Source organism: Kribbella lupini (assembly GCF_039529595.1).
GTDB classification, from domain to species: domain Bacteria; phylum Actinomycetota; class Actinomycetes; order Propionibacteriales; family Kribbellaceae; genus Kribbella; species Kribbella lupini.
Genome location: NZ_BAAANC010000002.1, coordinates 2262382 through 2282541 on the forward strand (window position 1 = coordinate 2262382; position 20160 = coordinate 2282541).

General features: G+C 70.8%; 19 protein-coding genes. 12 read left to right on the top strand and 7 right to left on the bottom strand.

Going from position 1 to position 20160, the window contains the following annotated elements; translation table 11 throughout:
• The first annotated feature begins 7 nt into the window (after positions 1-7).
• Positions 8-1270: an amidase gene (locus ABD235_RS24115; protein ID WP_344177788.1), complete on the top strand. Its 1263-nt coding sequence runs from the start codon at positions 8-10 to the stop codon at positions 1268-1270.
• A 33-nt stretch (positions 1271-1303) separates the two neighbouring features.
• On the opposite strand, the gene ABD235_RS24120 is transcribed toward ABD235_RS24115, so the two are convergent.
• A complete protein-coding gene (locus ABD235_RS24120; RefSeq protein ID WP_344177791.1) occupies positions 1304-3208 on the bottom strand; it encodes a discoidin domain-containing protein in 1905 nt (634 codons plus the stop codon).
• A 135-nt stretch (positions 3209-3343) separates the two neighbouring features.
• Here ABD235_RS24120 and ABD235_RS24125 point away from each other — a divergent pair, with 135 nt between their 5' ends.
• Positions 3344-4393, top strand: a complete 1050-nt coding sequence (locus ABD235_RS24125; protein ID WP_344177793.1) for a LacI family DNA-binding transcriptional regulator — start codon at positions 3344-3346, stop codon at positions 4391-4393.
• Here ABD235_RS24125 and ABD235_RS24130 read toward each other — a convergent pair.
• Entirely contained in the window at positions 4386-5000 is a 615-nt protein-coding gene (locus ABD235_RS24130; RefSeq protein ID WP_344177795.1) for a TetR/AcrR family transcriptional regulator, read from the bottom strand. The two genes, ABD235_RS24125 and ABD235_RS24130, sit on opposite strands and share 8 nt — an antisense overlap.
• Before the next feature lie 70 nt (positions 5001-5070).
• Between ABD235_RS24130 and ABD235_RS24135 the strand changes: the two genes are divergently transcribed.
• The 6 genes from ABD235_RS24135 to ABD235_RS24160 are packed head-to-tail and all read left to right on the top strand — an operon-like array spanning position 5071 to position 10561.
• Positions 5071-6300 carry an acyl-CoA dehydrogenase family protein gene (locus ABD235_RS24135; protein WP_344177796.1) on the top strand — a complete coding sequence of 410 codons (1230 nt, stop codon included), beginning with the start codon at positions 5071-5073 and terminating at the stop codon, positions 6298-6300.
• The gene (locus ABD235_RS24140) at positions 6297-7112 is read left to right on the top strand and encodes an SDR family NAD(P)-dependent oxidoreductase (protein WP_344177798.1); all 816 of its coding nucleotides are present in this window, start codon (positions 6297-6299) and stop codon (positions 7110-7112) included. Before ABD235_RS24135 ends, ABD235_RS24140 begins: the two co-directional genes overlap by 4 nt.
• On the top strand, positions 7112-8173 hold the full coding sequence (locus ABD235_RS24145; protein WP_344177799.1) for a phosphotransferase family protein: 1062 nt from the start codon (positions 7112-7114) through the stop codon (positions 8171-8173). Before ABD235_RS24140 ends, ABD235_RS24145 begins: the two co-directional genes overlap by 1 nt.
• A complete protein-coding gene (locus ABD235_RS24150; protein ID WP_344177801.1) occupies positions 8174-8854 on the top strand; it encodes a histidine phosphatase family protein in 681 nt (226 codons plus the stop codon).
• A 7-nt stretch (positions 8855-8861) separates the two neighbouring features.
• The gene (locus ABD235_RS24155) at positions 8862-9611 is read left to right on the top strand and encodes an SDR family oxidoreductase (protein WP_344177803.1); all 750 of its coding nucleotides are present in this window, start codon (positions 8862-8864) and stop codon (positions 9609-9611) included.
• Positions 9611-10561, top strand: coding sequence for an LLM class F420-dependent oxidoreductase (locus ABD235_RS24160; protein WP_344177805.1), 951 nt, complete (start codon positions 9611-9613; stop codon positions 10559-10561). The genes ABD235_RS24155 and ABD235_RS24160 overlap by 1 nt, the downstream gene beginning before the upstream one ends.
• On the opposite strand, the gene ABD235_RS24165 is transcribed toward ABD235_RS24160, so the two are convergent.
• The 3 genes from ABD235_RS24165 to ABD235_RS24175 are packed head-to-tail and all read right to left on the bottom strand — an operon-like array spanning position 10548 to position 13770.
• Positions 10548-11162, bottom strand: coding sequence for a hypothetical protein (locus tag ABD235_RS24165; protein WP_344177808.1), 615 nt, complete (start codon positions 11160-11162; stop codon positions 10548-10550). The genes ABD235_RS24160 and ABD235_RS24165 overlap by 14 nt on opposite strands.
• Positions 11163-11165: 3 nt before the next feature.
• Entirely contained in the window at positions 11166-13067 is a 1902-nt protein-coding gene (locus ABD235_RS24170) for a sensor histidine kinase (protein ID WP_344177810.1), read from the bottom strand.
• Complete coding sequence (locus ABD235_RS24175; RefSeq protein ID WP_344177812.1) at positions 13057-13770, bottom strand: response regulator transcription factor; 714 nt, start codon at positions 13768-13770, stop codon at positions 13057-13059. The genes ABD235_RS24170 and ABD235_RS24175 overlap by 11 nt, the downstream gene beginning before the upstream one ends.
• Before the next feature lie 112 nt (positions 13771-13882).
• Here ABD235_RS24175 and ABD235_RS24180 point away from each other — a divergent pair, with 112 nt between their 5' ends.
• The 4 genes from ABD235_RS24180 to ABD235_RS24195 all read left to right on the top strand — a co-directional run bounded on the left by ABD235_RS24180 (position 13883) and on the right by ABD235_RS24195 (position 18190).
• Positions 13883-14932, top strand: coding sequence for a hypothetical protein (locus tag ABD235_RS24180; RefSeq protein ID WP_344177814.1), 1050 nt, complete (start codon positions 13883-13885; stop codon positions 14930-14932).
• Positions 14929-16227: a peptidoglycan-binding protein gene (locus ABD235_RS24185; RefSeq protein ID WP_344177816.1), complete on the top strand. Its 1299-nt coding sequence runs from the start codon at positions 14929-14931 to the stop codon at positions 16225-16227. Before ABD235_RS24180 ends, ABD235_RS24185 begins: the two co-directional genes overlap by 4 nt.
• Positions 16224-16916 (top strand): ABC transporter ATP-binding protein, encoded by a 693-nt coding sequence (locus ABD235_RS24190; protein WP_344177818.1) that lies wholly within the window; start codon positions 16224-16226, stop codon positions 16914-16916. Before ABD235_RS24185 ends, ABD235_RS24190 begins: the two co-directional genes overlap by 4 nt.
• 152 nt (positions 16917-17068) lie before the next feature.
• Positions 17069-18190 (top strand): ABC transporter permease, encoded by a 1122-nt coding sequence (locus tag ABD235_RS24195; protein WP_344177821.1) that lies wholly within the window; start codon positions 17069-17071, stop codon positions 18188-18190.
• Here the strand turns inward: ABD235_RS24195 and ABD235_RS24200 are convergent.
• Positions 18098-19435: an MFS transporter gene (locus tag ABD235_RS24200; RefSeq protein WP_344177823.1), complete on the bottom strand. Its 1338-nt coding sequence runs from the start codon at positions 19433-19435 to the stop codon at positions 18098-18100. The genes ABD235_RS24195 and ABD235_RS24200 overlap by 93 nt on opposite strands.
• A gap of 24 nt (positions 19436-19459) precedes the next feature.
• A complete protein-coding gene (locus tag ABD235_RS24205; RefSeq protein WP_344177825.1) occupies positions 19460-20155 on the bottom strand; it encodes a DUF6348 family protein in 696 nt (231 codons plus the stop codon).
• Positions 20156-20160: the final 5 nt, after the last annotated feature.

Genomic DNA, 20160 nt, shown 5'->3' on the forward strand with positions numbered 1-20160 from the left:
TGGCCGGGTGCTTTCGCTCGAGGAGATCGCTGCCCAAGTCCGTTCCGGTCAGCTCGAACCGGCCGACCTGGTCGAGGAGGCGCTGGCCAAGGCTCGCGACCATGCCGGGCTGAACGCCGTCGTGCATCTCGACGAGGCCGGCGCCCGCGCGGCCGCGGGCTGGCACGACCGCCGAGGGCCGTTGGCCGGTGTGCCCGTGCTGGTGAAGGAGATCGTCGAGGTCGAAGGCCTGCCCTACCGCTGCGGGTCGGCGGCGATGGACGAGACCGGGAAGACCGATGCCGACGTCGTACGACGGTTGCGCGCCGCCGGGGCGATCGTGATCGGGCTCAGCCACTCGCACGAGTTCGCCTACGGCTGCACCGGTACGTCGAACCGCGTGGGCCCGTGCCGCAACCCGCACGACCCGGAACGGGTGACCGGCGGATCGAGCTCGGGCGCCGGTGCCGCGGTGGCCGCGGGCATCGTGCCGCTGGCGATCGGGACCGACACGGCCGGGTCGGTGCGGATCCCGGCCGCGCTGTGCGGCGTGGTCGGCTTCAAACCGGCGTACGGGACGCTGTCGGCCGACGGCGTCTTTCCGCTCGCGCAGAGCCTGGACCACGTCGGCGTGCTGGCCGCGACCGTCGCGGACGCGGCCTACGCGCTCGCCGCGCTCACCAACTCGTTGCCTGCAGCACCTATCAGCACGGCGCCCCGGCTCGGCGTGGTGACCAACCGCGACTACGACGCCGAGGTCGCCGAGGCCTGGTCCTCGGGGCTCGCGCGGCTGCAGACGGCCGGAGCCCGGACCGAGCCGGTCGATCTCTCCGAGGATCACCTCAGAACGGCGTTCGACCTGCAAGGCCCGGAAGCCGTGGCCAACCACGTCGGTCGCGACATCACCGCCTACCAGCCCGACGTCCAGCTCCGGCTGACGGAAGCGGCGGAGGTCCCGGCCTGGCGCTACGTCCAGGCCCGCCGCGACGCGGAGAGGATCCGCGCTGAGGTCGGGACCCTGCTGGACAGGTACGACGCCGTCGTGCTGCCGACCGTCCCGATCGTCGCGCCGCTCATCGCGGAGGTCGCGGACCTCGAGCGATCGACCGCCGTTCGCGCCCAGCTGATGCGCAACACCCGTCTGGGCAACCTCACGGGCTTCCCCGCGATCAGCGTTCCGCTGCCGGTCCGCGGTCTGCCGGTCGGGCTCCAGGTAGTTGCCCGCGACAACGAAACCGCGGCCGCCACGGCCGGCTGGATCGCCGGACGCCTGGCGGCCGCGGAGGTGTGAGACCGGCCCCCAGGGCAGTGAGGGCCGGCCGGCTCAGCTGTAGACGCGCACGTCCGCGAGCGTCCACCAGTGATCGCTCGCAGCGGTCGACGTGATCCGCAGGTAGCGGGCCCGCGTCGGCGGGACGTCGACGGTGGTGAGCTGACCGTCGGACGAGCCGGTCTTCAGTGGGCGCCACGTCGTACCGTCGTTGCTGTACGCCAGTTGCCACGTGCCCGGGTAGTCACCGAGGTTCCCGCCGCTGTCGAGCGCGACCCGGCGTACCGTCCGGGCAGTGCCGAGATCGATCTGCACGGACTGGCCGGACGCGATCGCCGCCCTGCTCTGCCACAGCGTCGATCCGTCGTCGTCGATGGCAAGCGGAGCGAGGTCCGCGCCGGCCGACGCCGTCGCGGAGACGAGTGGCACCGCCCTGTACTCCGAACGCAGCTCGCGCGCCCAGACGAAGGTCCCGATCGCACCGCCGGGCAGGGTGTACTCGAAGGACTTGTCGCCGACCGCCACCGCGAAGCTGCGCGGTTCGTCGTTCTCGTTGTGCACGAGCAGCGCCGTCGAGCCGTCGGGGTTACGGAACGCCGAGGACATCAGCTGCCCGTTCCACCCCGTCGTGCCGTACGACGTGGAGCCGATCCGCTGCGCACCCGGCTTCACGAACTTCGACAGGTGACCGATCGTGTAGTACTCCGCGTCGGTGGTCACCGATCCGTCCGGGTGCCGCGTGACCAGCCCGGTGCAGGTGTCGCACCCGCCGTTGTGCGGACCGCCGTCGGCGTTGAGCGCAATGTTCCAGTTGACCACCGAGCGCGCCCAGTTCCGCGTGGTGCCGAGCATCAGCGTGCGGGCGTGCCAGGTGAGCGTGCCGCGGAAGATCTGCGGCGGGGTGTCGTTCGGCCCGTGCGAGCCGGAGCACTCGGTGAACCAGATCCCCTTCTCGGGGAACGCCTGGTGCAGCGCGGTCTGCGCCGCCGGGCTGCCGGAGTAGCAGTGGTACGCCGTACCGGCGATCCAGCGGGCGGCCGGCGAGCTCAGCAGTTGGTACGGGTAGTCGGTCTCGGGGTCCTCGCCGGGCGGGGTGTTGGCGACGTCGCCCGGGTGCGTGGTCCAGTTGTGGTCGTAGCCGAGGATCTTGGTCCGCGGGCTGGCCGCGCGCAGCATCGGGCCGAGCTGCTCGATCACCGCGGCTGCCTGCCGGACCGGCAGGTCCGTGCCGGGGTAGGCGGTGGGCGTGCGGTTCTGCGGCTCGTTCTGGATCGACAGGAAGTCGACCGGTACGCCGGCCGCGGTGTACGCCTTGACGAACTTCACCAGGTAGCGCGCGTAGGCGTTGTAGACGGCCGGGTCGTCCTTCAGCCGGCCACCGACCAGCGAGTCGCCGGTCTTCATCCAGGCCGGCGGGCTCCACGGTGTCGCCATAACCTTCAGGGCGGGGTTCAGCTGCTTGGCCCGGCGCAGCAGCGGCAGGATCTGCTGTTGCTCGTGGGTGATGCTGAAGTGCCGCAGGCCGAAGTCCGTCTGACCGGCCGGCACGTCGTCGTACGTGTAGTGCTCGGGCTGCGCGGTGAAGTCGGACGAGCCGACCACCTGGCGCAGGAAGCTGACGCCGATGCCCTGCTTCGGGTCGAACAGCGAGCGCATCGTCTTCTCGCGCTCTGCCGCCGACAACTGGTACAGCACGGCGGCCGAGGAGTCGGTGATCGAGGCGCCGAAGCCGTCGACGGTCTGGTACGTGGTCCGCGGGTCGACCGTGATCGTCGTCTGCTTGCTCGAGCCCTGGGCGAACGCGACGGGGGCCCGCTCGTGCAGCAGCTCGGCGCGGTCCGGCGTGGTCACCCAGACGCGGGCTTGGTCGGTCGGAGGCCGCTGCGCCTGCGCGGCGGCGGGACCGGTCAGTGATGCGGTGGCGAGCGCCAAGGCGGCGGCGACTGCCGGTGTTCTCATCGCACTCCTCAAGGTCTTCCCCCGATGAAACACGGCTGCAACAAACTGCCTCAGGAAACTCCGCGCTGCTGACCTCTGTCAAGATCTTGAGGCGGCACGCTAGGGTGCCGAGCGTGAAACAAAGCGATGTAACAAATGCCTAGCGGGCGCGCGACGGTGCGCGAGGTCGCGGCGGCCACGGGAGTGTCGATCGCGACCGTCTCCCGGGTGCTCAACCAGCAGGGGAGCGTCGCGCCGGAGACCCGCGCCCTGGTCGAGCGCGCGGTCGAGGAGCTCGGCCTGCGCGCCCCCAGCCCGCGCGGCGGTACGCCGAAGCCGGTCGCCGGCGCGGTCTACGTGCGCTGCCCGTACCTGCTCACCGACTACTTCGGCCTGATCGTCAGCTCGATCGCCGAGTCCCTCGACCGCCACGGCCGCCAGGTGATCCTCAACGCCGGGCAGGGCGTGGCGGGGGAGCCCGTCCTGTCCCGCCTCGCGAGCGGCCGGCGGCCTCCGGCGGCCGTTGGTCCGGCCGGTGAACCCGACCTCGCCGGCGCGATCCTCATCCTTCCGCCCGAGTCGGCCGACGAGCTCCTGCGACTGCGGGAGCGCCGGCTTCCCTTCGTGGTCGTCGATCCGAGGACACCGCTGCCCCGCGACATCGCCTCGGTCTCGGCCGCGCACTTCTCCGGCGCCCGCCAGGTCAGCGCACATCTCGCCGAGCTCGGCCACCGCCGGATCGGCGTCATCGCGGGCCCCCGCGAGTGGCTCGCGAGCGAAGCCCGGCTGAGCGGCCACGCCGCGGCACTCGCCGACGCCGGCTCCCTCCCCGACCCGTCCCTGGTCCGGTACGTCGAACCGACCACCGAAGAGGGGTACCGCGCAGCGGGTGATCTGCTAGACCTCCCGCAACGACCGACCGCGCTGGTCGCCTTCAACGACAAGGTGGCCGTCGGCGCGCTCCAGGCTGCCGCCCAGCGCGGGCTCCGGGTCCCGCCGGACCTGTCGATCGCCGGCTTCGACGACATCGACGTCAGCCGTGCGACCTCACCGATGCTCACCACCGTCCGTCAGCCCTTGCAGGAGATGGGCCGGATGGCCGTCAGCCTCCTGATCCGCCTGCTCGACCGCCACGAGGTCGAGGCCCTGCACGTGGAGCTGGCTACGGAACTGGTCGTCCGCGACTCCACCGGCCCGGCTAGCTGAGCGACTTCAGTACTGCGAGCGAACGATCCACCAGTTCCTCCGCCGAGTACGGGCGCTCGGTTTCCGGGAGCCCGGACCACTCGATCGCCAGGTCCTCGACGTACGCGAGCCAGGCGTGGACGGTCAGCCGCACCGGCGACGACGGCTGGTCCTCGGCGGCTTGGTCGAGCAGCAGCAGGACGCGGGCGGTCAGCGCCGCGCGCGTCTCGGCGTACACCTCGACGACGAACACGTCCCCGCCGGCCGCGCCGCGGACGAAGGAGATGTACGAGTCGCGCCGGCGGCCCACGAACGCGACGAAGGCGAGCAGCATCTGCCGCAGCTGGTCGGCCGGCGGCAGCGACGCGTCGGGCTTGGTGACCCGCAGCAGGCGACGGCCGGCCGCGCGCATCACCGCGATGTAGAAGTCCCGCTTGGTCGGGAAGTAGTGGAACAGCAGCCCGCGCGAGATCCCCGCCTCGGCCGCCACGGCGTCGATCGACAGCTCGTGGATCGGCTGGGTGCGCAGCATCATCAGGCCGATGCCGACCAGCTGCTTGCGCCGGTCGTCGGCGCTCAGCCGCCGCCGCACCGGCGTCGCACGCTCGGTCGCATCCTCCGCCCTCACGCTATTGAGCATTGCTTAGAACGTGCGCTACGGTCAAGAAACGTCGGGCAGTCCAGCGCGAGGAGTGGTGATGGGGTTCGAGCCGTCCGCACGGGCGCAGGAGCTGATCCAGCAGGTCGAGCGCTTCCTGCGGACCGAGATCGAGCCGGTCGAGGCCGAGCTGCACGCCGCGACCAAGAACTCCGCCGATCCGTGGCAGCCGCAGCCCGCGTTCAAGGACCTGCAGGCCAAGGCCCGCGAGCAGGGCCTGTGGAACCTCTTCCTCCCGCCCGCCGAGCCCGGCAACGAGCAGTACGGCGAAGGCCTGAGCAACCTCGACTACGCCCCGATCGCCGAGCTGACCGGCCGGTCGTTCCTGGCGCCGTACGTGTTCAACTGCAACGCCCCGGACACCGGCAACATGGAGGTCCTGCTCCGCTACGGGACGGCCGAGCAGAAGAAGCGCTGGCTCGAGCCGCTGCTCGACGGCGCGATCCGGTCCGCGTTCTGCATGACCGAGCCCGACGTCGCGTCGTCGGACGCGACGAACATGGCGGCGACCGCGGTCCTGGACGGCGACGAGGTCGTGATCAACGGCCGCAAGTGGTGGAGCACCGGCGTCGGCCACCCGGACTGCGAGCTGCTCATCTTCATGGGCCTGACCGACCCGGACGCGCACCGCTACGCCCGGCACACGATGGTCCTGGTCCCGCGCGACACCCCCGGCGTGAAGGTCGAGCGCCTGCTCCCCGCCATGCACCGGTACGACGAGCCGCACGGCCACGGCGAGGTCTCGTTCACGAACGTCCGCGTCCCCGCCGAGAACGTCCTGGTCGGCACCGGCCGCGCCTTCGAGATCGCTCAGGGCCGGCTCGGTCCGGGCCGCGTGCACCACTGCATGCGCCTGATCGGCCTGGCCGAGCACTCGCTCGAGCTGGCCGTACGGCGTGGGCTCAGCCGGACGGCGTTCGGCAAGCCGCTGGTCAACCTCGGCGGCAACCGCGAGCGGATCGCCGACGCGCGGATCGCGATCAACCAGGCCCGGCTGCTGGTCCTGCAGACCGCCCACCTGCTCGACACCCAGGGCCTGGCCGGCGCGCTCAGCGAGGTCAGCCAGATCAAGGTCGCCGTACCGCGGATGGCGCAGGACGTGATCGATATGGCGATCCAGTTGCACGGCGGCGGCGGGCTCTCCGACGACTTCCCGCTGGCGGCGGCCTGGACCGGTGCCCGCGCGCTGCGACTGGCGGACGGGCCCGACGAAGTGCACCGTGGAGTGGTCGCGCGGATCGAGCTGGCCAAGTACAAGGAGTCCGAATGAGCAGGGTTCTGGTCACCGGTGGAGCGAGTGGGCTGGGGCTCGCCCTGGTCGAACGTTTTGTTGCTGAGGGCCACCAGGTCCTGAGCACCGACGTGGCGGCCGGGCTGACGCCGCCGGCGGGCGCGACGTACCGGCAGCTGAACGTGCGCAGCCCCGAGGACTGGGACGCCGCAGTCGAGTGGGTCGAGCAGACCTGGGGCGGGCTGGACATCCTGGTGAACAACGCCGGGATCGCCACCGGCGGCCGGATCGACGTCGAGACGCTGGCCGAGTGGGACCGGGTCGTCGACATCAACCTGATGGGTGTGGTCCGCGGCTGTCGCGCGTTCACGCCGACGTTCAAGCGGCAGCGCTCCGGCCAGATCGTGAACACCGCGTCCGCGGCCGGGCTCGTGCACCCGCCGATGATGAGCTCGTACAACACGGTCAAGGCCGCCGTGGTCGCGCTGTCCGAGACGCTCTCGCACGAGCTGCACCCGTACGACGTGAGCGTGTCGGTGGTCTGCCCGTCGTTCTTCAAGACCAACCTGGCCGACTCGCTGCAGGGCGCCGACACCGCGATGAGCGACTCCGCGCGCCGGCTGATCGAGAAGTCGCCGCGGACCGCGGACGACATCGCGGCGGTGGTGATCGCCGGGGTGAAGAAGAAGCAGTTCCTGATCATCCCGGACCGGCCGGCGCTGCTGGCCTGGCGGACCAAGCGGTTCGCGCGGCCGCTGTACGACCGGCAGATGCGCAAGATCGCCGCCCGCGCCCGCCAGCGCGCGGAAGCGACCAGCGGGGACCAGGTGACGTCGGCCGGAGAGCGGTAGTGGCGGCGGACGTCGTCGAGGGAGCGCGCGCGGTCCGCGACGAGGACTCCTTCGACGTGCCGGCCGTCGATCGCTGGCTGCGCACGCACACCGACCTGCCGGACGGGCTTCCCGACGTCCGGCAGTTCTCCGGCGGCGCGTCGAACCTGACCTACCTGCTCCGGTACGACGGCCGCGATCTGATCCTGCGCCGCCCGCCGGCCGGGACCAAGGCGAAGAGCGCGCACGACATGGGGCGCGAGTACCGGATCCAGGCCGCGCTCGCGCCGGTCTTCCCGTACGTCCCGACAATGGTTGCCCACGGCACCGACCCTGAGCTGATCGGCTCCGAGTTCTACGTGATGGAGCGGATCGCCGGAACCATCCCACGGCGGTCCTCGCTCGGCGTCGACCTGACGCCGGAGCAGACCCGGCAACTCGGCTTCACGCTGATCGACACGTTGCTCGCCCTGCACCAGGTCGACCCGGTCGAGGCCGGGCTGGCCGATCTCAGCCGCGGCGACGGGTACGTCGAGCGTCAGGTGCACGGCTGGACCGAGCGCTACCGCAAGGCGAAGACCTGGAACGTGGGCGGCGCCGAGAAGGTGATGACCTGGCTGGAGGCGAACCGCCCGGCCGACGTCGGCTCCCGCGTGATCCACAACGACTTCCGGCTCGACAACGTCGTCCTCGATCCGGCCGATCCGCTGCGGGTGATCGGCGTACTGGACTGGGAGCTGGCCACGATCGGCGATCCACTGATGGATCTCGGCAGCGGCCTGGCGTACTGGGTGCAGGCCGACGACGACTGGGCGTTCCGCCGGTTCCGCCTGCAGCCGTCGGACGCACCGGGCATGATCAGCCGGGACGAGATCGTCGACTACTACTGCGCCCGGACCGGGCTGGACCGCGGGAACTGGGCCTTCTACGAGGTGTTCGGCCTGTTCCGGCTGGCCGTGATCGCGCAGCAGATCTACTACCGCTACCACCACAAGCAGACCCGGAACCCGCGGTTCAAGAACCTCTGGCTGCCGGTCAACCTGCTCGAACGGCGTTGCCGCCAGATCATCCGGAAGGCCTGAATGGGGACCGTCTACCTGATCCGGCACGCGCAGGCGTCGTTCGGCAAGAGCGACTACGACCGGCTCTCCCCGCTCGGTGAGCGGCAGGCGGTTCGCCTCGGCGAGACGCTGGCCGCGCGCGGGGTGAAGCCCGGTCTGGTCGTCACCGGCGCGATGCAGCGGCACGCCCGGACGGCGTCGCTCGCGCTGACCGCCGCCGGGCTGCCGACCGAGGTCGAGGTGGACGAGGGGTTCAACGAGTTCGACCACGACCAGGTGATCGTCGCGCACAAGCCGGCGTACAAGCGCCGGGCGGTGCTGCTCGCGGACCTGGCCCGGACCGGGCACCCGGCGCGGGCGTTCCAGGAGATGTTCACCGCCGCGACCGAGCGCTGGACGCGGGGCGGCGACGGGTACACCGAGAGCTTCACCGACTTCTGCGACCGCTCCGAGGCCGCCGTACGACGGGTGGCCGAGCGGGCCGGCAAGGGTGAGACCGTGCTGGTGTTCACCTCGGGCGGGCCGATCGCGGCCGCGGTGAGCCGGCTGTGGTCCGGCGGCGACGACCTCTGGCTGCGGCTGAACCCGGTGACGGTCAACACCGCGATCACCAAGGTGGTGTCCGGTCGCAGCGGGCTGACCGTGGTCAGCTACAACGAGCACGGGCATCTCGACGGCACCGACGAACTGACCTACAGATAGGGCAGCGATGCGACGACGCACGATCCTGATCACCGGGGCCAGCTCCGGCCTCGGCGCCGAGATGGCCCGGCAGTTCGCCGCCAAGGGCCACGACCTCGCGCTGACCGCCCGCCGCGAGGACCGGCTGACCGACCTGCGCGACGAGCTCGCGAAGGCCCACCCGGACCGGACCATCGTGATCCGCCGGCTCGACGTCACCGACCACGCGCAGGTGTTCGCGGTGTTCCGTGCACTCGACACCGAGCTCGGCGGCCTCGACCGGATCATCGTGAACGCCGGGATCGGCAAGGGCACGCCGGTGGGCACCGGCCGCTTCGACGCGAACCTCGAGACCACGATGACCAACTACGTCGCCGCGCTGGCGCAGGCCGAGGCCGCGATGGAGCTGTTCCGGGAGCGGAACGCCGGGCACCTGGTCTTCATCACCTCGGTCGCCGGAGTGCGCGGCATGCCGCGCTCGATGACGGCGTACGGCGCGAGCAAAGCGGCGGTCAGCTCGCTCGCCGAGGGCCTGCGGATGGAGCTGCTCGGCAAGCCGATCAAGGTCAGCGCGATCTGCCCGGGCTACATCAAGTCCGAGCTGAACGACCACGTCGCGAGGACGCCGCTGATCGTCGGGACCGAGGTCGGGGTCCGGGCGATGGTGGCCGCGATCGAGGCGGAGAAAGGACGCGCCTACGTGCCGGCCTGGCCGTGGGAGCCGTTGGCCAGGTTCATGAGGATCGCGCCGCTGCCGGTGCTGAGGAGACTGATCTGATGCGTTGGGGACTGACCGTTCCGCTGACCGGCGTGCCGCTGCGCGAGCACAAGGCGCTGATCGGCGAACTGGCCTCGCTGGGGTACACCGACCTGTGGTCAGCGGAGGTCGCGGGCGCCGATGCGTTCACGCCGCTGGTGCTCGCCTCGGAGTGGGACGACCGGCTGCGGCTGGGGACGGCCGTCGTACCGGTGCACACGCGGGGGCCCGCCGCGCTGGCGATGAGCGCGGCCGCGCTGGCCGATCTCGCGCCCGGGCGGTTCGTGCTCGGGATCGGGGCCTCGTCGGAGACCATCGTGACCGGGTGGAACGGGATCGCGTACGACCCGCCGCTGGCGCGGACCCGGGACGTCCTGCGGTTCCTGCGGCAGGCGTTCGCCGGGGAGAAGGTGGACGGCGCGTTCGAGAGCTTCACGATCCAGCGGTTCCGGCTGGAGAAGGCGCCCGACGTACCGCCCGCGATCATGCTGGCGGCGCTGCGGCCGCAGATGCTGAAGCTGGCCCGGCGCGAGGCCGACGGCGCGATCACCAACTGGCTGTCGCCCGGCGACGTGAAGCAGGTCCGGGCCGAGCTCGGCGACGCCAAGGAGCTGGCGGCCAGGATCTTCGTCTGCGTCACCGAGGACGCCGAGATGGCCCGCAACATCGGGCGCTACCTGATCGCGACGTACCTGACCGTGCCCGGCTACTCAGCCTTCCACGACTGGCTCGGCCGGGGCGAGGCGCTCGGACCGATGCGCGCGGCCTGGGCCGCCGGCGACCGGAACGCGGCGATGGCCGCCGTACCGGTCGAGGTGATCGACGACCTGGTCGTGCACGGCTCGGCCGACGACTGCCGGGCCAAGATCCAGGCGTACGTCGACAACGGCCTGGACACCCCGATCATCGCCACCCTGCCGACCGGCGACAACCTGCTGGACACGGCCCGAGCGCTGGCTAGGACGTCGTGACCTGAACGAGCTGCACGCAGGGCTTCTCGACGATTTGGACCATCAGGACACCGGTCGCGGGCCTGCCCTTCGTGCTGCCGCTCAGCTGGAACACCACGATCGTGGGTGCCTCGACCGTCCGGGCCACTGTGAGGCTGGTCGGCGGGCCGACGAGCCTGCCGATCAGGTTCGGGACGAAGTCCTTGGTCGCCACGCAGGCCAGTGCACTGGCGGCCTCGGGGCGGTTGGCGTTCAGGTGAAAGAGGAACGTCCGCGCCAGCGCCGCCGCCTGCTGAGGCTTCGTGAGCGGCGGCTTCGGCTTGACCGTCGGAGGCTTCACCGTCGGTTTGACGGTGGGCTTCACGACCGGCTTCGTCGCCGAGGGCCTGACCGGCGTGGGCTTCACCGACGGCGGCGCGACGAGCGTGCTGTCCGCCTGCTCGGTTGCCTTCGGCTCCTGGTCGCGACTGCTGGCCAGGTCGTAGGCGATGTAGCCCGCCGCGCCCACGCACGCGACGACCACACCGATCAGCAGCACGATGACCAGCCCGGCTCGGTTCTTCTTCGGCGGCCCGCCGTACGGCGCGTAGTTCAGCGGTGGCGGTGGCGGCGGATAACTCACGGCTCAGTGTCGCAGCGCGTCACCGCCGGCGGAAGATCCGTACCGGGCCGGGAGCTGAATCGTGAAGGTCGAACCGTGGTCGGGCCGGCTGGTCGCGGTGATGGTGCCGCGGTGGGCTTCGACGAGGTGCTTGGTGATGGCCAGGCCGAGACCGCTGCCGCCGGTGGCGCGGGAGCGCGAGTGCTCGACGCGGTAGAAGCGGTCGAACAGGTGGGGGAGGTGCTCGGGTGCGATGCCCGCGCCGTTGTCGGTGACGGTGAGCAGGTAGTCGTCGCCTGAGCGGCGGACGCCGACGACGACACGGCCGCCGTCCGGGGTGTAGCGGATCGCGTTGGAGACCAGGTTGCCGAGAGCCTGCCGGATCCGGGCGCTGTCGACGACCGCGGGGGCCGCGCCGGTGGTTGCCGCGGTCAACGTGATGCCCGCGGCCTCGGCAGCCGGGCGGTGCGCGGCGACGACCTGACCGGCCAGCTCGGCCAGGTCACGCGGCGCCGGGTGCAGCCGGAGCATTCCGGCGTCGGCCAGGGCGAGGTCCTGAAGGTCGGCGACCAGGTGCTCGAGCAGCCCGGTCTCCTCCAGCAGCGAGGTGACCAGCTCACGATCCAGCGGTACGACGCCGTCCTCGGAGGCGACCAGGTAACCCTTGATGTTGGCCAGCGGGGTGCGCAGCTCGTGGGCGACGTCGCTGACCATCGCCTTGCGCTGGTGGTCGTGCTGCTGGATCGACGCGGCCATCGCGTTGAACGCGTGCCCGAGCCGGGCCACCTCGTCCTTGCCCGAGACCGGGACGCGGGCCGCGTGGTCGCCGTTCGTCATCCGTTGCGCGGCGCCGGTCAGCGCGAGGATCGGCCGGACCAGGCGCCGGCCGGTGAAGATCATCACCACCGCCGCGATCAGCAGGACACCGAGCGCGGTCGCCGCCGTCCGCAGCAGCCCTTCGGCGGAGAACACGTTGAACGTGCTCTTCGACCCGAGGAACAGCTTGGCCGTCGGAGCGACGTACGGCGCCAGCGCCTCGGACCGCGCGGTCGTCGTACAGTCCTCGAACGCCGGCGACACCCCCTTCTCCCGGTCCAGCGGCATGACCGCGCCGAGCCCTTCCTGCTCGGTCAGCTGGTACGGCTCGCCGGCCGCCTTCAGGCAGCTCTCGGTCCGCCGGACCTGATCGACGTTGACCTGGACCGCCTTCGCGCTCGGCGCGTACAGGCCGGGCGGTGTGCATTCGTCGGGCTGGACCGAGCCCGCCGTGGTGAACGACATCACCGCGACCCCGTCGGGCGTCTTGCCGTTCTCGATCATCAGCTGTGGAGCCGAATCGCCACCACCGGTCACGGTCGCGGCGATGCCGCGTTCGCGGTAACAGGCAGCGGCCTGCTGGGCCAGCCGCTCGCGGTCGCGAAGCTCCTGCTCGGTCAGGCCCCAGGACTTGTACGGGCCGAAGCTCGCCGGGAACCCGGCCGTCGTCGCGGGCTTCGCGACCGGCACCATCGACCGGACCGAGACTCCCGCCACCGCCTGGGCCCGGAGCAGCGCGCCGCCGCCCTGGTTGCGGGCGTCGATCGTTGCCGCCGGCACCGACGGGAGATCCGGGGAGGCGCCGAGCATCTTGGCCGAGTCGGCGATCGCCGAGCCGTCGGCGTCGGTCAGCGCGATCCGGCGCCCGGTGGCGTCGGCGAGCTGGTGGACCAGCTTGTCCACACCGTCCCAGGACGCGTGGTCGGAGGCGTAGTCGCTGAGGTCGGCGTAGATCCGGGTGTCGACCTCCAGCTGGGAGATGTTCGTGTCGATCTCGCCCTGGAGCTGCTCGGACGTGCTGTAGGTGGCGATCACGGCGGTCGCGATCACGGCCCCGAGCGCGACCGCGAGGGAGAGCCCGAGGAACCGGACCAGGACGCTACGACGCATCGGAGCACACCACCTTGTCGGCCAGCTTGTAGCCCACGCCGTACACCGTGCGCAGGTACTTCGGGGTGCCCGGTGCGGCCTCGATCTTCTTCCGCAGGTTCATCACGTGCACGTCGATGGTCCGGTCGAACACGTAGTGGTCGAAGCCGAACGCGTGCTCCAGCAGTTGCTGCCGGGAGAACGCCCGGCCCGGTGACGCCGCCAGGCAGGCCAGGATCTTGAACTCCGCCGGCGTCGCCTCGACCAGCTCGCCGGCCAGCCGGATCTCGTGCCGGACCGGGTCGATCTCGAGGTCGCCGACCCGGTACACCTCGCCCTCGGAGCGGATCCGCGTCCGCCGCAGGACGGTCCGCACCCGGGCGACCAGCTCACGCGGGTTGTACGGCTTGGTCAGGTAGTCGTCGGCGCCGAGATCGAGGCCGAGCAGCAGGTCGTCCTCGGTCGAGCGCGCGGTGAGCATGATGATCGGGACGTCGGCGCCGTCGCCGGTGTCGGCCCGGAGCACGCGGCAGACGTCCAGGCCGTCGACCTTCGGCATCATCACGTCGAGCACCAGCAGGTCGGGGCTGCGCCGGCGCGCCTCGTCGATGGCCGCCCGCCCGTCGTGCACCACGACCGTCAGGTGACCCTCGCGCTCGAGGTAGCGCCGGATCAGCTCCGCCTGCTTCCGGTCGTCCTCGGCGACAAGAATCCGGGCTGGCATGGTCTCGACGATGACTGATCTTCATGAGAATCCGATGAAGATCGGCTGAGAGCATCGGGTGCTGATCGGTCCTTCACAGGTTCTTCATCGCCGGACGGCCACTCTCGCTGCCATGAAGAACTCACGCACAGCACTCTCGGTGGTCGCCCTCCTGGCCCTGGCCGGCTGCGGGGCGGTCAACTCCCCGGGTGCGGACAAGAAACCGGTCGAGAGCGACGACAAGAGCCCGCTCGCGGAGTACATGGGCGAAGGCTTCAGCAACGGCGGCGGGATGATGCGGATCACCCGCGCCGTCGGCGGTGGCGGGTCGGACGAGGAGCAGCTGGCCAAGCAGCGCAAGCTGGAGGACTCCGTCGCGGCCTGCATGAAGGCGGCCGGGTTCGAGTACGTCGCGGTGCCGCCGGAGTCGAACCCGAAGTCCAAGTTCGACGAGGCCTTCAACCTGCCGCCGGACAAGTTCGCCGAGCAGTACGGCTACGGGATCAGCACGATCGACTGGGGCAAGCCGGCCGGCGAGGACGAGAGCGACCCGAACGCCAAGATTCGCAAGGCCCTGTCGCCGAACGCCCAGAAGGCCTACGACAAGGCCCTGAACGGCGAACTGGCCGGCAAGGGCGGTGTGGTCCAGGCCGTTCCGGCCGACGGCAAGCGGCCGGCCCTCAAGGACATGGGCTGCCGCGGCAAGGCCGGTGAGGAGGTCTTCGGCAAGGGCGACGACAAGATGGACGACTTCAGCAAGTTCGAGTCGCTGTTCAAGGACCTCGAGGCGCTGCGCAAGCGGGTCGACAGCGACCAGCGCGTGGTCGACGCGACCAGCGCCTGGTCCGACTGCATGGCCGACGCCGGGCATTCCGGGTTGAAGAAGATCGATGACCCCCGCAACCAGATCTCGGCCGAGCTCGACGAGCTGACCGGGACGAAGAAGCCGCAGAAGGGTGGCCCGTCGGTGGTGATCGGCGCTCCGTCGCTGGACAAGGTCGACGCCGCCAAGCTGGCCGACCTGCGCAAGAAGGAGATCGAGCTGGCCAAGACCGACCAGGGCTGCAAGGCCAAGACGTACGACGCGCCGTACAAGCAGGCGAGCACCGAGCACGAGAAGGAGTTCGTCACGCAGCACAAGGCCGAGCTCGAGCAGTACCGCGACACGATGGCCGAGCGGTGAGCACGTCACCCAAGTCGCGACGGCGAGTCCTGGTCGGGGTGTCCACGGTGGCGGCGATGTCGCTCGGGGTCGGTGTCGCCGCCGGGAGCCGGATCCAGTCGCCGGAGGACGCGGCCGCGAAGACCGCGCCGCCGAAGGCGTCCCAGATCACGGTGCCGGTGGAGAAGAAGGCGCTGGCCAGCAAGGTGGTCGGCCGCGGCGACACGTCGTTCGACGGCGCGGTGAACGTCCGGGTCGAGACCAGCGGGCTGAAGACGCCCGCGGTGGTGACCGGCAAGGTGCCGGCCGTCGGGTCGACGATCAAGGAGGGCAAGGTGCTGCTGGAGCTCGCCGGGCGGCCGGTGATCGGACTGGCCGGCGTACTGCCGATGTACCGGACGCTCAGCCCGGGCAGCCGTGGGCCGGACGTGCTTCAGCTGGAGCAGACACTGGACCGGCTCGGGTTCGATCCGGGCACGGTCGACTCGAAGTACGACAGCGGTACGGCGAACGCGGTCGAGCAGCTGTACGAGGCGGCCGGGTACGAGGCGCCCGAGGCTGAGGAGCAGCTGACCCAGGCCGTCGACGGCGCCGACAAGGCGGTCGACCAGGCGAAGAACGCGCTCCGGCAGGCGCAGGCCGCGTTGAAGCAGGCCAAGGCGACACCGGGCAAGAAGGACTTCACGGTCGAGCAGGGCCAGGTCGACGACGCGGCGGAGAACCTCGACGACGCGCAGGACGAGCTCGAGGACGCGGAGTTCAAGGCCGGTACGCCGTTGCCGGTCTCCGAGGTGGTGTTCGTGAAGTCGCTGCCGCGCCGGGTCGACGACGTGAAGGTCGAGCGCGGCGGCGTCGTCAACGGCGTGGTGATGTCGGTCAGCGGCGCCTCGCTCGTGGTCACGGTCAAGGTGGACGCGCAGACGAAGGAGCAGCTGAAGACCGGGATGGCCGCGAGCTTCGACCTCGGCGACGGCACGATCATCCCGGCCACCGTCCGGCGGATCAGCCGCAACGCCGACCAGTACGACGTGGTGGTGGCGCCGAAGTCGCTGACCGCGGCGCAACTGGAACGGCTGCGGGAGGCGAACGTGCGGGTGACGATCCCGGTGAAGAGCACGAACGGCAAGGTGCTCGCCGTACCGGTGGCCGCGCTGTCGGCCGGGTCGGACGGCTCGTCGCGGGTCGAGGTGCTGCGGGACGGGAAGATCGAGCTGGTGCCGGTCAAGGTCGGCCTGTCCGCGGACGGGTTCGCCGAGGTCACCGCGACCGGCGACGCCAAGCTGACCGAAGGCGACCAAGTGGTGGTGGGCAAGTGACGGCCACCGCGGTCGCGCTGCCCGCACCCGTGGTGGAGATGATCGGAGTACGGCGATTCTTTCCCGGGCCACCGGAAGTACGGGCCATCAAAGGGATCGACCTGACGATTCGCGCGGGGGAGTACCTCTCGATCGTCGGGCCTTCCGGGTCCGGCAAGTCGACGCTCCTTCACCTGCTCGGGCTGCTCGACAACCCCAGCGACGGCGTCTACCGGCTCGACGGCGTCGACACGTCGAGCCTGCGCGAACGGCGCCGCGCCGTACTGCGGGGTGAGCGGATCGGCTTCGTCTTCCAGTCCTTCCATCTGCTCGACCACCGGACCGTGCTGGAGAACGTCGCGCTCTCGATGGTGTACGTCGGCGTCCCGCGCCGCGAACGGATGGCCCGCGCCCGCGTCGCACTCGAACGCGTCGGGCTCGCGCACCGGATGGAGTTCGGCCCGCGCACGCTGTCCGGCGGTGAACGCCAACGGGTCGCGATCGCCCGCGCGCTGGTCGCCGAACCGAGCCTGCTGCTCGCCGACGAGCCGACCGGGAACCTGGACACCGTCAACGCGGAAGCGATCCTCGAGGTCTTCGACGAACTGCACGCCGAGGGCATGACGCTCGCCGTCATCACCCACGACGACCACGTCAGCCAACGCGCCCAGCGCCAGGTCCGGATCGTCGACGGGACGCTCCAGTGGTAACCCCCAGAACCGGCTCCCCGGATCCCGCCGGCGAGCCGTCCACGTCCCGTCAAGGGTTGAGAAGAAGAAAGAAGCGGTTGACCGGAGGTCCTGCACTCAGAGATCTGTTGGATGAAGCATTGGCAGGCGTATCCGCTCGCCCAACTCGTTTGGTGCTTACGACTCTCGGCACCGTGCTCGGGATCGCTGCTCTGGTAGGGACTGTCGGGCTCGGGCAAACCGCAGCAGGGCAGATCACCCAGCGGTTCGATCTCGCCGCGGCGACGCGGGTCGTCGTCCAGCCGGACGACAAAGCCGAGGGCGAGGCCGCGACGCAGCTGCCATGGGACGCACCCGAACGGATCAAGCGGCTGAACGGCGTCGAGGCCGCCGGCCTGTTCAGCATGCTCGACGTCGGTGACGACCTGGTCCGGAGTGTGGCGGGGATCGGCAAGGACGGGTACGCCCTGCAGGTGATGGCCGGTTCCGCGGGCCTCTTCGACGCCGTACGGGCGCAGCTGCGGACGGGCCGGTTCTTCGACTCCGGTCACGACGTCCGCGGCGACAAGGTCGTTGTCCTCGGCAAGCATGCGGCGGAGAAGCTCGGCATCAACCGGGTCGACGCGCAGCCGGCCGTGTTCATCGGCGACCAGGCGTACACGGTGATCGGCATCCTCGACGGCGTCTCCGGCCGGGCCGAGCTGCTCGACGGCGTGATCATGCCGAACGGCGCGGCGAAGACGGCGTACGACCTGGAGTCCCCCGACGCACTGGAGATCAAGACCCAGGTCGGTGCCGCCCAGCTGATCGCCGGTCAGGCCCCGGTCGCGATCGACCCGAACACCCCGAGCGCGCTCAAGGTCGACGCCCCGCCGGTCCAGGGCGGCGTCCGGAAGGGCGTCGAGTCCGACCTGAACGCCCTGTTCCTGCTGCTCGGCGCGGTCGCACTGCTCGTCGGCGGCCTCGGCATCGCCAACGTCACGCTGCTCTCGGTGCTCGAGCGTGTCTCCGAGATCGGCCTGCGGCGAGCCCTAGGGGCCGCGCGACGACACGTGGCCGGGCAGTTCCTGGTCGAGAGCGTGATCGTCGGCTTCTTGGGCGGCCTGCTCGGTACGGCGGTCGGCGTACTGCTCACGATCGGCGTCTCGTGGTTCCGGGACTGGACCCCGATCCTCAGTACGTCGCTGGCGCTCGGTTCGCCGCTACTCGGTGCCCTGATCGGGCTGCTCGCCGGCACCTACCCGGCCTGGAAGGCCTCCGCCATCGAGCCGATCACCGCGCTCCGGGGCGCTTAGCCGGGCGTAGCCGAAAGCGCTCAGCAGGAACCCGAGCACGATGAACGCGAGCACCGGGTACGACTTCCCGTCGTCGGGCAGGATCAGCGCGCCGAGCGCGGCCGCTGACACCTGCCCGACGTTGAAGATCATGTCGTACAGCGAGAACACCCGGCCGCGGTACACGTCGTCGACCTGCGTCTGCACGAGGGTGTCGACGCTGATCTTCACGCCCTGCGCGCAGAACCCGGTGAGGAACCCGGCGACCACGACCGCCGGCTGCGTGTAGAGCCCGCCGGGGAACGCGGTGACCACCGCGGCGGCCACGAACAGCACCGTGATCCACCGCCGCAACGTCAACACCCGGGTCGCCCACGGCGTGACCAGCGCGGCGAGGAACAGCCCGGCACCGACCGCGCCGGTCGCCAGCGCCAGCGCGCCGAAGGCCTGGTCGAGCTGGTCGGGACCGTAGAACTCGTTGCGGTACAGCAGGATCATCGCGACCGTGACGAGCCCGAAGAAGAACCGCAGCGACCCGATCGCGGCCAGACCGAGCGCGGCCTGCCGGCGTTCGCGCAGGTGCCGGCCGCCGTCGACGAGCCCCTTCGCGATGCTGCGGACGGCTTCGAGAACACCGGGTTCGTCGCCGCTGAGCTCGGGCCCGAGCTGGTTGCGACCGAGCCGGAGCGCGAGCAGGGCCGCGACGAGGTAGACGGCGGACGTCGTACCGAGCACTGCCAGGTCGGAGTCGAAGAGCAGCTTCACTCCCGCACCGGCGCCGCCACCGATCAGGAACGACGCGGTGCCCGAGGTCGGGGTGACCGCGTTGGCCATCACCAGCTCGTCGGCGTCGACCACGTGCGGCAGCCCGGCCGAGAGCCCCGAGAGCAGGAAGCGGTTGACACCCAGCGTCAGCAGTACGGCGAGGTAGAACGGCACTCCCGCGTTGCCGATCGCAACGATCGCGCCGACCACGAGAACCAGAACCGCTCGGGTGACGTTCGCACCGAAGAGGATCTGCCGCCGCGACCAGCGGTCCAGCAGCACGCCGGTGAACGGCCCGAGCACCGAGTACGGCAGCAGCGCCACCGCGAACAGCCCCGCGATCGCCGCCGCGTCCGGCGCCCGCTCCGGCGAGAACAGCACGTACGACGCGAGCGCGACCTGGAACACACCGTCGCCGAACTGCGAGCTGAGCCGGACGGCGAACAACCGCCGGAAATCACCCCGCCGCAGCAGCCTGCCCAGATCCCGGATGAACTGCACGCCTGCACTGTAGTTGCCCGGTAGCTACCCGGCTGAGGTCTGCACCAGGAGGAGGTAGGTGCGGGCGTAGCTCAGGTCCTCGGCCGGGCGTGGCCAGTCCAGGTCGGCGAGGGCGGCGCTGGCCGCCTCGTGGACCTCTCCGTTGACCCTGACCTCGGCGGTTTCCGAGCCTTCGCGGCCGCCGAAGATCACCTTGATGCCGACCAGCTGCCCGCCGGTGAGCTCGAGGTCCTTGGTCAGCACCGGCGCCAGAGCGGGGGCGAGCGGGTGGTCGAGCGCCCAGAGCTGCACGGCCTCGCGCTCGGGACCGCTGCCCCACCCGACGAGGCCGCCGTGGATCAGGTGCCAGCCCGGGAAGCCGCGCGGGTCGTCGGACTCGAAGTGGCCGGCGAACGAACCGTCCTGGACGAGCAGCTCGAAGACCGCGCTGCCCGTCGTGTCGAGCCACGTGCCGATCGCCAGGTCGACGGACTCCTCGACCGTGCTGCCGTATCCCGTCACGCAGTCGGTCAGCGTGGTCGTCTCCGGCCGCTCCAGGTTGAGGACGAAGTTCAGGTCGAGGTGCCGGGGCTCGCCGGTGTGGTCCTCGCCGAGCGTGACGCCGACCGTGCCGGGGCCGCGGGCGACGTCACCGTCGACGAACCACTCCCGCTGCGACGCCGCCGCGAGCCGCGCGGCGAGCTTGTCGAGGATCACCGCGTCCGGCAGCCGATCAGTCATGCGGC

Coding starts and splice junctions, on each gene's coding strand:
- ABD235_RS24120 (WP_344177791.1), bottom strand. CDS start 3,208: ATGAGAACACCGGCAGTCGCCGCCGCCTTGGCGCTCGCCACCGCATCA.
- ABD235_RS24125 (WP_344177793.1), top strand. CDS start 3,344: ATGCCTAGCGGGCGCGCGACGGTGCGCGAGGTCGCGGCGGCCACGGGA.
- ABD235_RS24135 (WP_344177796.1), top strand. CDS start 5,071: ATGGGGTTCGAGCCGTCCGCACGGGCGCAGGAGCTGATCCAGCAGGTC.
- ABD235_RS24140 (WP_344177798.1), top strand. CDS start 6,297: ATGAGCAGGGTTCTGGTCACCGGTGGAGCGAGTGGGCTGGGGCTCGCC.
- ABD235_RS24150 (WP_344177801.1), top strand. CDS start 8,174: ATGGGGACCGTCTACCTGATCCGGCACGCGCAGGCGTCGTTCGGCAAG.
- ABD235_RS24155 (WP_344177803.1), top strand. CDS start 8,862: ATGCGACGACGCACGATCCTGATCACCGGGGCCAGCTCCGGCCTCGGC.
- ABD235_RS24160 (WP_344177805.1), top strand. CDS start 9,611: ATGCGTTGGGGACTGACCGTTCCGCTGACCGGCGTGCCGCTGCGCGAG.
- ABD235_RS24170 (WP_344177810.1), bottom strand. CDS start 13,067: ATGCGTCGTAGCGTCCTGGTCCGGTTCCTCGGGCTCTCCCTCGCGGTC.
- ABD235_RS24175 (WP_344177812.1), bottom strand. CDS start 13,770: ATGCCAGCCCGGATTCTTGTCGCCGAGGACGACCGGAAGCAGGCGGAG.
- ABD235_RS24180 (WP_344177814.1), top strand. CDS start 13,883: ATGAAGAACTCACGCACAGCACTCTCGGTGGTCGCCCTCCTGGCCCTG.
- ABD235_RS24205 (WP_344177825.1), bottom strand. CDS start 20,155: ATGACTGATCGGCTGCCGGACGCGGTGATCCTCGACAAGCTCGCCGCG.